We start from the raw sequence: 13,047 nt of genomic DNA on the forward strand, positions 1-13,047 counted from the left end.
AATGACTCCTATATGACTCCTATGCGAAAACTAACAACTAATATTATAAATAATTCACTTCTTTAATTATGTGATGGATAGTACATATTGTAAATGTATGTTTATTTTAGCATAGAAGGGGAAATAAAGCCTAATTCATCGCCCAATATGTTATACTAAAATCAACTAATGACTACAAGGAGATTAGCTATGAAGTATAAAACAATTGATGAAGTCTTACAGGTTGCTCAAATTGCTGAAGGCACTTCATTTAAACAATATGACATACACCACCGTCTCGACTCAAAAGGAAATAAAGGCGGTTTAGGCCAAATTATTGAAGAAGGGCTCTTTAAGTATGACTTAAACAGCCGCAACGAGGCTGATTTTGCTGAATTAGGCGTAGAGCTAAAGGTAACGCCACTAAAACTAAACAAGAAAAATCAGTTACAAGCCAAGGAACGACTTGTCTTAAATATTATTAATTATATGGAAGAATATAAGCATTCCTTTGAAACCTCTTCGTTTTGGAAGAAAAATGAAAAATTACTTATCATGTTTTATCTTTGGCAAGAATCTCTATCTCGAGGTGACTACAAAATCTTAAAGTCATTGTTGCATCAATTTTCTTCCGAAGATTTACTAATTATAAAAAATGATTGGCAATGTATTATTGATAAGATTAAAGCCGGAAAAGCTGATGAATTATCAGAAAGTGATACTTTATATCTAGCGGCTTGTACAAAGGGTAGTAATAAAAATACCGTTAGAGACCAACCTTTTTCTCCGGTTAAAGCTAAACAACGCGCCTTTTCTCTTAAGCCTTCTTATATTACAGCCTTTGCACGAAGCATGTTAAATCAAGAAGCTGCTATAGCTTTAACCACTGCTAGCGAATTAAAACGCAAATCGCTTAATGATATTTTAGAGGAGCGCTTTGCGCCCTATTATGGATTAAGCTTAGAAGAGATAAGCAATCAATTTAACTATCAATTAAATTCTAACAATAAAAGTGAAGTTGCTAAATTAACTAGCATGATATTAGGCGTAAAAGGAACATACGTAGAAGATATTGCGGAGTTTCAAAAGGCCAACATTCAATTCAAAACCATTCGTCTAGAACCTAATGGAACTCCAAAAGAGCACATGTCTTTTGAGCAAATAGACTTTAACCGACTTATAAATGATTCGTGGGAAAACTCCCAATTTTATGAGAAATTTGAGTACACAAAATTTCTTTTTGTTGTTTTTGAATTTAAAGAAGCGTTTAAACCTAAAAAATCTCGTCCACTCTATCTAAAAAAAGTCCTATTATGGAATATGCCAGAAAGCACAATCCAATCGAATTTAAGAGAACTATGGGAAAATACCCGGCAGATTGTAAAAGATGGTGTTATACTAACGCCTACTTCTCGTGGCATAAAAAATAATCTCCCTGGTGCTAAAGATAACCCAGTTTGCCATATTCGCCCTAAAGCTATAAATGCGGCAGATAAAGTCCTTTTACCAGGTCCTAATGGTGTAGAGATAACAAAACAATGTTATTGGCTTAATCGCGACTATGTTGCCAACATTGTAAAATAATAGCATAGGACTATCTATACTTCCTTTTAGACTCAAAACTTTAATCCAAATACACTTCTAAATTTAAGAAATAAAAAAGGCCCTTAAGGGCCTTTTTTATTTACCATATACAATGTACCTATCGAGGTTCATTACTAATAATCTCCCGTAACACGGGCTCCAATCTACTAATAATACCTGTCACTAATGCATTCCCCATCATAAAATAACGTTTACGATTATTCATAGTATTAGTCCAATTTTTAGGAAACATTTGAATCAATTCACACTCTACAGGTGTTAAAATTCTATATTCTTGTAACTCGTCATCAAAAACTATGTGTGATGATCTATTTAAAGTGCCTTCACTTGTTAACATAGTCCGTGCTGGCTCTTCCATTTTTTCAGGAAACGCCATAGCCCCTTCACTATAAATATAGGTATGTCCATTAGCTGCCGTACGCTCTATTTTCTTACCACCTTTTAAATATTTCCATTTATCAAGTTTTGACGCATCAACAGCAAATGCTTCTTTATTCTCATACGCATCACTTGCCTCTAAAAGTACCTTTTTTAGCGGGTATATGGCTTCAGTAATAGCTTCAAGTTTAGAATGTATTACCTGCCCATTAATCATAATACCGGTATCTAAAAATTTACCATTTTTAAATGAATTTGATACATCTAAAACAGTTGCATATTCATCTAAATTTGTTAGTTGAATTTTTTCCAGTAGCCGTATAGGAAATACTGTATTTAATAAACCACCTAGAAGCAATGATTTATTATCAGCTTCTTCATTCTTTATTAGCTCAATGCTAGCATATGGCCTTGCATACTGTAAGCTCTTTTTATACGCAAATATAAATACGCGTCGTCTTTTTTGAGGCATGCCATACTCAGCAGCATTTAAAACACGCCACTGAACAAAATACCCTAATTCATCAAAAGTTTTTAGCATAATTGCAAAATCACGTCCACGCTGACTAGCGGGAGATTTTAACAATCTATCAACATTCTCCAACAAAACAAATGGGGGATTTTTGGCAAGTAGTACATCCTTAATATCCCAAAATAGTACCCCCTTTTTTCCCTCTATCCCCTGCTCATTAGACAAAGAACGAGCAACAGAATAATCTTGACACGGAAATCCACCAACTAACAAAGAGTGTTCTGGAATCGTATCTTTATCCACTAGATGTATATCTATATTGGAATGGTTATTCTCTCCAAACCGTGTTATATAACAATTAAAAGCATGTTGCTCTTTTGTTGCTGGCTCATATTGATTGGCCCAAACAAAATCCCATGAACCATTTTCAATGGCCTTTTGATTTTCATCAATCCCAGTAATATGATTGAGCCCTACCCTAAAGCCACCAACACCAGCAAAAAGCTCTGCTACAGTCAATTTCATTAAATTCGTTAACTCCTTTTAGTCTATTCGAAAACATCACTAATGACCTCAGTGATATACTCTTTATTTAGCCAACACGCATGCTTAAACCTAAAATTAATATAACCAGTATTGTTATTATAAAACTCATTTTATAAGCACAGCGGTTCTAAAACATTATAACATATAGCACCTATAAACTTTGGCAAAATCTTATAGACTCCTATGAATTGACTCTAATAGTACTATATAAACTCATTAAGTAATGTAATTTCATCATGCTTCATATAATTTTGGTATTTCTTGTCTAATACCCCCTCATCAGTTATAGATAGTTCAATACTAAATAAGGCCTTACAAAATGCCTCGTAATCAGTTTTCATCATTTGCTCTAATTCACTTTTATATTTCATATGTCCATCCTCCTAAACAATAAAACTCCATATACTTATTTAATTGTAATATAAAATAAGTATATGATCAACAGCTTTTTACGTAATAGCTTTATATAAAAAGAGAGGATCCGTTCATCCTCTCTAAACATCATATCTTATTGGATAATTTGTAACTATTAATTCATTGACATCTTTTTTATTTCCATCACAACTAATATATCTTTTTACTAAAATCTTCGTAGTGTAGTATCTTTCATTATTGTATAAATTTTGTATGTATTCCTCATCACTATTAGTAAGCATACAATATACCCCTCTATCAGTTAATTCCTCAAATCGTCTAGCAATCATTTCATGATCTTTTTCCAAAAATCCGCCAGCTTGGTATGTATTAAACGTATTAAAATAAGGACTATCAATAAATACAAAATCACCTTCAAGAGCTTGTTCTAACACATCTAGATAATCACCACATTGAATTTCTGTTAACTGTAATTGTTGTGAACATTCTCGCAAATTTTTCTCATCAAACAAATTGATGGTCTTGCGTTTACTAAAAGGAATATTATACCTCCCTTTTGAGTTTTCTCGATACATGCCATTAAAGCCTGCTTTATTCAAGTAAATCATTACCGCTGCATCATAACTTGTTAAACTTCCTTTCAGCTTTGTTTTCTCCATGACGTAATTAAAATATGCTCTTTTTTTATAATAAAAAACTTCACTACTTTCAGACTGATTATGCTCTTTTGTAAATTGATTTAAGTATTTAATAACATAACCAACTCTATACTTTATTTGATTATAACAGTTAATTAATGCTCTATTTTTATCATTTAGAATTGCCTGTTCTGGTCTTAAATAAAAATACAGTGCAGCTCCACCACAAAACGGCTCTATGTATCTATTATAGACAGGAGGTAATAATAAACTTAGTCTAGGCGCTAATCTGCCTTTTCCCCCTGCCCATTTTACAAAAGGCTTCATATCAATCGACTCCTAATTAGAATTACTTAATATCTAATTATATCGTATTGAACTCACTCTGCAAAGGTTATTTTAAAACTTTTTTTCCTTTAACAACTTTATATAACATAAAATAATATGAGATTTTATATCATTCTCTTCAACTATATCCAATAGCTTAACACTTCCAAAACGAGATAAATCTTTGGCTAATACTGCATAATACGACCCTTTTTCCCGAAATGTATAAGTTTCATTAACGGTTTTAATCCCTCTGACAAAACCTCTCACAATATGTCGACAACTTGCTATATTTCGCCAGCTAATCTCCCTATAACGCAAAGGATTTTCGAGTATATAATCAGTTAACTCATACTTATTACTTAAACTTTCATCAATAGTTAATGCCACTCTATAATACATTCTAGATAGTATCCCAAAGAACAATCCTCTCCTATCCGTATCCGCCCCTAGCCATTGATTATTAAATGTAGTGGCCTTTTTGGACTGCATCATAATTAATGCGACTTTATAGCATTTATCAAATAATAACCATGCCCAAAATAATTTATTTGCCAATATAAATGGTGGCACATCCTTCAACGCTTCATATAGAATTTTAGAGTTTTCCATTTCGGCTTTTCTATCATTAAAATCTTTTGGTACCTTTAACTCAAAATCAATCATCTTAAAAGGCTTTTTATTATACGTCGAATTATTAGTTAACGTCTCTATCCAACTAGAATCTTCGGGATATTTAATAAAGTTGTCCTTTAAATGTGCAATATTATCTTTTATAGTATAAAAAGTATCTTCTGCCATGAAGCTAATGTTAATTGTTTTCATACCCCTACTCCTCAACTGATAGTGCCATTTTACACAAATTTTTCAAAGATTTATTTATTGGATTATCTAATATAATTTGTGCTAATCCAGCTACTGACTCTTGAAAAAGAAGAGCCTCTTCTAAACTCCGATTAGTTTTTTCATAATAACTTTTTTCAATAGAGTCCAACCACAAATATTGTTCTTTTAAATTCTCATAACAATTTGACTCTTCACTCAATTTTTCTTTCACATCACCCAACGCATGCATCAACGCTGGAAATATTACACTCGAAAGCAAAATATATTTTAGTTTTGGAGTATTTTGCAAGCTTGAATAATAAGCATAACTTTCTACCGGCAGACTAATTCGTATTTTAGTATCTCCTATTTCATACCCAACAACAGCCTCTTCTTCACTCATATTTTTCATTATTAAAAATATTGATTCATACGAACTACTATCTCTCTCTTCAAATTCTACATTAAAAGTAAATCCATCATCTAATGCGATAGTATCATACTTACTTAAAGTAAATTTATATCCTTTATATTCATCTACAAAATTTTCATTATTGAAGTCGATTTGATTGGCTACAACTGTTAAATATGCTAAAATCTCAACTATTCCATTCAAACAATTAATTGGTATTTTTACGTCAATTGGATCTTTTGAAATACTTACACTATATCTATATACTGTACTAGAGCATTCAACTACAAGTGTGCCTTTAACAGCCCCCGCCTCAATTAGCCTAATAATCTTTAAATCATTTATTTCATAAAATACATCTTTTAAAATTAAATATTCATCTCCCTCAATCAAATTAATACTATTGTCATGGCTATCATTTACTATAAGTCTAAAATTTATACCTTCCTTAAACTCACTCAAACCTAAATTTCTATTAAGTGTTGGATAAGGAAACAGTCTATTCTTGAATTGCATATATCCTCACCTCTGCAGCAAAGCGTCGTAACTCAACAGGAATATAAGAAATTTTATAATTCTTATTTTTTTCTAACTTAATCCCTGCAATCACACCGTTCCTTACTTTACACTTATTTCCATTTACATATGCATCTACTATATCAACATCATATGTGTCCGAACTATTTCCACACTCAGTTACATAGATATCTGCTCTATTTACATCGTATAATGATGTAAATACAATATCATACATTCCTTTATTTTCATTATAAATATGCCTACATTTCATCTTCTCCAAGTAAATACCATTCCCATTATTCTTAGCTCTAGCATTGGCATGAGTCACGTTTCTCTGATTTATTTTACTTTTTTTCTTTTTATTTCTACGATTATTATTTTTAATTCCCTGTGAGATTTCTCTACCACCTTCCATTACTTCCAAGCTACCTTTTTGCTTACTTCTACTTGTCACACGCTCCCCTGTATTATTAATTTTTATTTTCCTCACAACTTGTTTTTCTTTAACCATATTACCATCACCGGATTTTGTTGAAAGATCAGGAAGTATGTCATTTGCTACTGTTGCATCCGTTTGCTCCCCAAATCCATCTATCAGCTTTTCCTCAATATATCGAGCCACAACTTCTCGTATTACTTTAATCGTCTTATTCCCTTTCTTATATAATGCCTTATCATTTTTCAAACGTTCTATTTGCCAATCCGTGTGTTCTGGATTTTCTATACTTCTCAAAAATTCATTCAAACAATTATTCCCAATAACACAAATTGCCGAATAATCTAATACTGATTGCTTTCTATATGATTTTATTTTCATATAAGGATATCTAATGAAATCACATTTTTTCGTAGATAAATTACGATTACTTTTATCATAACGCAAAAGTCCCAAACGAATAGTTCCACAACCTTCGATTTCCTTTTCCTCTAATTCGTCTAATCCATTTTTCAAAAGCTCATATTGGGACCTAATTGAATTATACAAGTCTTCAGACCATAAATCTTTAAATATACTATCATTAATAATATTTTCTATACTATCTTTATTTATTGTTACATCTTCAACTACCACTTCAAATCCATCTAACAAAAACGCCCCCATGAAACTATCAAGGACTTTACCTATAATTCTTGTTTTCCAATCATCACTATCATCATATCCAAGAATATATACATCAGTTCCCCTTTCCTCATTCCTTATAAAATCTTTATCTAAATTTAAATGTTCAAATACTGCCGTGTGCTTTTCTGAACTAGCAAAATAGCCATTTCCCTGAGTTGATTCCCCATCATCTTTATCATCATTTTCAATATCATATTCATCAACTATATACGAATCCATCGATAATGGCCGCGATGATAATTTAGTAACCCCAATATATCCATATTCATCAGCAGATACTACAGTAGAATAAAATACAGTATTTAACCCACTTACAACAAATGAAGCAAATTTGCCAATTCCTTTAGAGCCCCCATTTCCAGCCCCTTTATTACAATTACTAGCACCTCTAGTCAAATTAAAAAAAGGGGTACCTCTCTTTCCTGTCTTAATACCTCTAAGTCCCATAGTATTAAAATCACTTATCCTCAAACATTTGATAGAATCACTTTTGAGAAGTTCTTGCATTTTCTCAAAAGCATCTATATCTTTTCTAGCCCCACTCCTAGAATAAGCTAAGCACTTAGAAATTTCTTCTTTCAATAACTCCACGCCAGGAATATTAGAAGTACTAACTAAAAAAGTTTTAAAAATTACTTTAGCAGAGCCAATTCCATCATAATTCGTTCTCGCATCAATTGAATTTTGACAAATTTCCCGAGCCAAACTCCCATCAGGATCCTTTTTAAATATTTCCATATCTGCTGTATCTAGTCCATTAGACATGCCATAGTTATTAGTTGGAAAATACCATTTACCAGTTGTATTCATTTTTTCCCCTTTATAATTTAAATATTTTTCTCTTAGTTGCAGATGATAACTTAAATTTACCTTTTTGTACTCTAACTTCTTTTTCAATCACACTAAATATAATGTTTACCTGCTCATCTGTGTATTCATAATTCGATGTATTAGCTAAATTCCCTAATAATCGCAATGTATGAATAATTTTATTCGTTCTACCTTCAGCTAATCGAATGAAATTTTCACGTTTTTTTCCATACTACACCTTCTTATAAGACAAACTATTTATTAATCTAAATATACAAAAATAAACACAATATTTGTCAAATATTGTGTTTATTTTTGCAAATATTTACTATACATTAAAATAAAAGTCTATATTTTACTATTAGTTTATCTAATTTACTTTTTTTCCAATATTTAAAACAAGTTTCTCGTGTTTTTATATCATCCCAACAAGATTTTCTCATGTAGTCTCTTGAATGGCAGTCTTCTATATCACGATTTACTTTATAATCACCTTCATAAATCATCTGCTGACTTTCTTTATATACAAGTATATTAACGTATAAAAAGTATCAATTAATATAAACTATATTTATTAAATCCCCCTCTACACCCAAATCTCCCCTTCCATCATACTGTATTCACACTAGTAATATATACTATGATTAGTTTTATAAGATTCTGTACTTTGCTAGGATAGCTTCTCATTTTTAAGCTTTAGGCTTAGTTATTTTAAAAGCAAAAAAGTAGAGCGCTTAATTAAATGATAAGCAATTAAATTTTATTTAACCCTTGAATTCCTACCCAAAGTATGGTATTATATAAACATAGATTGATATTATTCGATTTAACCAAAAGAAAAGGGAGTTGCTTACTATGAATTTAAAAAAATTATTAATCTTAGGTGTTGCTTTCTCTACAATCGCAGGCGTAGCATCTGCTAAAACATTACCAGCTGATCAATGGTACTGGTACTACTCTGATGCAGATCAAACTGGTCGCGTATTATTAGACTCTTTAAACTATGACGTAAATACTGACGTAGCTGATGTAAAAACTTCTTCAGTAAACCCAAATACTGGTCTTACTGAAATCAACTTCTATAAATTAGACTTCGCTAATAACACTCTTTACACTTATGACCATGACGTATATCGTAACAACAGCGAAGAACCTATGAGTGTACAAAACCTTGAAGGTAAAGTATCCCGTACTATCCAAGCAAATGGTATGGATGCAGCTTTGAAAAACGTGGTAGCTAACTTAGTTGACCGCAACCAACGTTTAAAAGAAAAACCTGATACAGTGTTAACTCCAGCTCAACAAGTAGAAAAGAAAGCTGAAGACGCTAAAATTGCTTCCACTTGGCAAAATGCTAAACAACAAAGCAAAGAAGAAGTAAAAAAAGCTGACGTTATTATCGAAAATACTGATGCTACTACACCAGTAGAACCAGATAAAGACAAAAAAGCTGTTGAAGAACGTTTGATTAAAGACAATGTGTCTAAAACTTTCTAATCAACTAGCACAGTAAAATTATGAATTAGTCGCATGTAAAACATGCACATCCTCATACCTAACAAAAAAGGGCGATGGTTTTATACCATTGCTCTTTTTTTATTTCTTATTTCTCATTTCTTATTTCTCATTTCTTATTTCTCATTTCTTATTCCTTATTTCATGTTTTACGTTATATAATTTCCCCGCTTCAAAATCTTTTCAACATATTTCTCATGTTATAATAAAATTAGTAATGTATCATCTAGACTGTCATCTTCGAACTATTACCTGTAAGCTATATCTGTAATCTATATCTACTCGCTACATCTATAGCCATCCTCTGTTGATGACAAAATAAAAACACCACTTTTAAGGAGGTTATCATGTCTATTCGTCAAACAAAGCACGCTGCCTGCCCCGTATGTCATAAAGAGTTTGAAGTAAGCGCTTGGGATAGTCTAAATGGAGACCTTGACCCCGAAGCCAAAGAGCAACTAATTCATGGACACTTATTTGATTATACTTGCCCCCATTGCCAAGCTAAAGGCAGCTTAGACTATCCACTGCTCTATCATGATATGACCAATCATTTAATGGTCCAATATAATTCTGATGCCCATGAGCTCGAAGAATTAATCAAAAATTTGTTAAATGGCCCTGATATTGTAAAAGAATACATGGCTTCTCAAGGCTATCGAATTCGTGCCGTTACATCACGCCGTGCCTTAAGTGAAAAAGCTACCATTTTCGACGCTGGTTTTGATGATTGCACTATAGAAATTGTAAAAATTATCTACGCTGTTATGCAGGAAACCCAAGACCCTACCATTAACTTCAATGATATACTCTTTATTAATGAAGCAACTCATGGCCCGTCCTTATATTTTGTATGTGAAAACAGTAATGACGATTTTGCTGTTCCTATTTCAAATGAAATCTACCAAGACATCGCTAAAACAGTCGACTTATTACCTGAAGAAGAACGTCAAAAAACAGTCATAGACACCGATTGGGCTACAAGAATTATGCGTACGTATGAGGTATTAAAATAATTTAAACAAAAAGTCCCCCTACCAAAGTAGGAGGACTTTTTTTATATAAATCAGTAGATTACGAGTTAAGTACTTTAAGTACTTTAACTACTTTATCTACTTCTTCAACTTCACAAACAACAACACAATCGATCCCACAACAGGGAACACAGATATAGTATACAAAGCCGTTTGGTAATGACCTGTATAGGCCAAGATACTTCCCAAAATCATCGGTGCTGTAATAGAGCCCATTTGATTAAATAGATTGACAAAGCCTGCTGTGGTACCACGCAAATGGCTTGGTGCGGATTGCACGACTAAGGCATTGGTCAACGGGCTATACATAAAGGCCCCGATCCCTAGAATAGCCCCTGTTACATAGAGCATATGAGGATTGATTGTGCTGGCAAATAAAATCAAGGCTGGTCCAAAGCAGAAAAGACAAATGGCGGCTAAGTGATTTTTTTTGATAGGCAGCATATCTGATAAAATACCAATCGTAGGTTTTACCATAAGGGCCGCTAACCCATAAATGGTCATAACAGATCCGGCAAAAATAGATGTAACACCTAAATTTTTTACCATATACAAATTAGTCCAATTTGTTACGCCCCAGGTAGTGCCAGTAGCAAAGAACCCCGTAATGGCTAAGAGCATAATATTACGGTTCGTTAATAAGTATTTTAAATTATTCCACAAGGTCGATTCCGAAGTACCTACAATATCTTCTGGCCGTCGCTGCTTAGCACCAACTGATACAGACGATTTTTCAGCACCATCTCCAAATGTTCTTTGCTCTGCAGGACTTTCCAACAGTTTTTGTGTCGTAACACCTTCACCGCCCTTCACGGCATAAGCCCCATTCATGTTTTGGACGGTGCGAGCCGGGCGCTCACTAATAACTTGCCCTATTTCATGGTCTGCTTTTTTAGCTCTCACCAAAGTAAAATAGCTCATGCCTAATACAAGTAAAGGCAATATGGCAGTCACTAAAAACGCCATACGCCAACCATAATGAGTCGCTACAGTAGGGGCATATAAATTAACCGTAAAAATCCCAAAAGATGTACAAGACATAAAAATGCCCACTGCCGTGCCTCGTTGGAAATTACTAAAATGGTCCCCAATAGCACTCAAGCAAGAGGATTGCACCGGCCCTGATACAAGCCCTAATAAAAGGCGCAATACCCAGCCCATGGTATAGCTTGTGATTGTACTCATCAGGCCCGTAATAAGGGCCATGGAAAATAAACTAAATAAAATCGTCTTACGATAGCCAATGCGATCTGCAATAATGCCTCCAGGTAGTACCATAAGGGCATAACCGATATAAAAGGCCGTTACATAACTCGTCCCTTGCAGCGGCGTAAATTGCATCGCTTCATTTACAATAGGCATCAACGTAGACCAAGATAGGCGCACTACAAAGCTAAGCAAAAATGACAACCATATAGTTGCTAAGACTAACACTTGAGTACGTGTAAAATTCAAGGCTTTCATAGTCTTTCTCCTATAAATAAAATTAACTCAATTCGTATCTTCCCTGTTACAATTTGCCTCTACAACCACTACTTGCCCCGTACGAAGGGATGTAAAAACAATCCGTTTTGCCACAAGTGAATAGGTCTGTCCTGGCAATTTATGACCATATAGTGCATCACCCACTAACGGATGACCTAAATGGGCCATGGTTACACGAATTTGATGGGTCTTACCCGTATAGAGACGAATATCTACATGCGTTATGAGCTGCGCTTTCACTTCATCATTTAAATCGCTTAGCTCTTGCTCTTCTACTTTTCGCTCTAGCCAACCCTCACCAATGGGTTCGAGTCGGTATACAGCCTCTGCCTTATAAGCAGTGCGCGTCATTTTACCATCTTCACTGACCACCTGATGGATTCCATCATCACCACGCTTCATAGGAAGTTCAATAATGCGTGTGCCTTCCAAAAGGCCTTCGACTTTAGTATGATACCATTTTTCAAAAATTTGCTCTTCCATTTGCTGCTGGTAAAATGCTTGAGCCACAGCACTTTTTGCTATAACAATACAGCCTGACGTGTCTCGATCTAGGCGATTCAAAAAGCGAACTTTCCGTTTAATTCCTTGTTCTTTAAAATATTGAGCCACTCCATTAGCCAATGAAACTTGCCCCTCTGAATTCACAGTAATGCCCACAGGTTTATGTAACACCAGAAGATCTTCATCCTCATATAGTACATCTAGGTCCATTCCTATAGGTTCATGGTCTAATTTTTCCTTCGGCATTTGTAGACGCAATTCATCCCCAATAGTAACAGTTGCTTTTGGATTGGTCTTCTTGCCATTTAATAAAACAAGCTTTTCTTCAAAGAGTTTCTTCATGGCGCCCCGAGACATGCGCTTCGCATCTAACCATTCGCCTACAGAACTAACCCCGGCTTCTTGATCTAAAGAAGAAAACAAAAAGCAAATATCATCAGGCCGGTATGTTTTTCTCGCCATACGGACACCTCCTTTTTATCAAAGATTTTATACTATGC

General features: G+C 33.8%; 11 protein-coding genes. 3 read left to right on the forward strand and 8 right to left on the reverse strand.

Going from position 1 to position 13,047, the window contains the following annotated elements; translation table 11 throughout:
• Positions 1 to 189: 189 nt before the first annotated feature.
• Positions 190 to 1,563 carry a Sau3AI family type II restriction endonuclease gene (locus tag Q0376_RS01605; protein WP_298703360.1) on the forward strand — a complete coding sequence of 458 codons (1,374 nt, stop codon included), beginning with the start codon at positions 190 to 192 and terminating at the stop codon, positions 1,561 to 1,563.
• Between the two features lie 118 nt (positions 1,564 to 1,681).
• Here the strand turns inward: Q0376_RS01605 and dcm are convergent, their stop codons facing one another.
• The 6 genes from dcm to Q0376_RS01635 all read right to left on the reverse strand — a co-directional run bounded on the left by dcm (position 1,682) and on the right by Q0376_RS01635 (position 8,009).
• Positions 1,682 to 2,959: a DNA (cytosine-5-)-methyltransferase gene (dcm, locus tag Q0376_RS01610; RefSeq protein WP_298703362.1), complete on the reverse strand. Its 1,278-nt coding sequence runs from the start codon at positions 2,957 to 2,959 to the stop codon at positions 1,682 to 1,684.
• A 224-nt stretch (positions 2,960 to 3,183) separates the two neighbouring features.
• A complete protein-coding gene (locus Q0376_RS01615; RefSeq protein ID WP_298703365.1) occupies positions 3,184 to 3,351 on the reverse strand; it encodes a hypothetical protein in 168 nt (55 codons plus the stop codon).
• A gap of 123 nt (positions 3,352 to 3,474) precedes the next feature.
• A complete protein-coding gene (locus Q0376_RS01620) occupies positions 3,475 to 4,320 on the reverse strand; it encodes a Dam family site-specific DNA-(adenine-N6)-methyltransferase (RefSeq protein ID WP_298703367.1) in 846 nt (281 codons plus the stop codon).
• A gap of 72 nt (positions 4,321 to 4,392) precedes the next feature.
• Positions 4,393 to 5,121 carry a DUF6339 family protein gene (locus tag Q0376_RS01625; RefSeq protein WP_298703369.1) on the reverse strand — a complete coding sequence of 243 codons (729 nt, stop codon included), beginning with the start codon at positions 5,119 to 5,121 and terminating at the stop codon, positions 4,393 to 4,395.
• A 28-nt stretch (positions 5,122 to 5,149) separates the two neighbouring features.
• On the reverse strand, positions 5,150 to 6,073 hold the full coding sequence (locus tag Q0376_RS01630) for a hypothetical protein (protein WP_298703371.1): 924 nt from the start codon (positions 6,071 to 6,073) through the stop codon (positions 5,150 to 5,152).
• A complete protein-coding gene (locus Q0376_RS01635; protein ID WP_298703373.1) occupies positions 6,057 to 8,009 on the reverse strand; it encodes a hypothetical protein in 1,953 nt (650 codons plus the stop codon). The genes Q0376_RS01630 and Q0376_RS01635 overlap by 17 nt, the downstream gene beginning before the upstream one ends.
• Before the next feature lie 855 nt (positions 8,010 to 8,864).
• Here Q0376_RS01635 and Q0376_RS01640 point away from each other — a divergent pair.
• Both Q0376_RS01640 and Q0376_RS01645 read left to right on the forward strand, forming a co-directional pair.
• Complete coding sequence (locus tag Q0376_RS01640) at positions 8,865 to 9,506, forward strand: hypothetical protein (RefSeq protein ID WP_298703374.1); 642 nt, start codon at positions 8,865 to 8,867, stop codon at positions 9,504 to 9,506.
• 365 nt (positions 9,507 to 9,871) lie between these two features.
• Positions 9,872 to 10,540 carry a CpXC domain-containing protein gene (locus Q0376_RS01645; RefSeq protein ID WP_298703376.1) on the forward strand — a complete coding sequence of 223 codons (669 nt, stop codon included), beginning with the start codon at positions 9,872 to 9,874 and terminating at the stop codon, positions 10,538 to 10,540.
• 96 nt (positions 10,541 to 10,636) lie between these two features.
• On the opposite strand, the gene Q0376_RS01650 is transcribed toward Q0376_RS01645, so the two are convergent.
• Positions 10,637 to 12,022, reverse strand: a complete 1,386-nt coding sequence (locus Q0376_RS01650) for an MFS transporter (protein WP_298703378.1) — start codon at positions 12,020 to 12,022, stop codon at positions 10,637 to 10,639.
• Between the two features lie 27 nt (positions 12,023 to 12,049).
• Complete coding sequence (locus Q0376_RS01655; RefSeq protein WP_298703380.1) at positions 12,050 to 13,009, reverse strand: RluA family pseudouridine synthase; 960 nt, start codon at positions 13,007 to 13,009, stop codon at positions 12,050 to 12,052.
• Between the last annotated feature and the right edge of the window lie 38 nt (positions 13,010 to 13,047).

The organism is uncultured Veillonella sp., assembly GCF_937981445.1.
Lineage (GTDB): Bacteria > Bacillota > Negativicutes > Veillonellales > Veillonellaceae > Veillonella_A.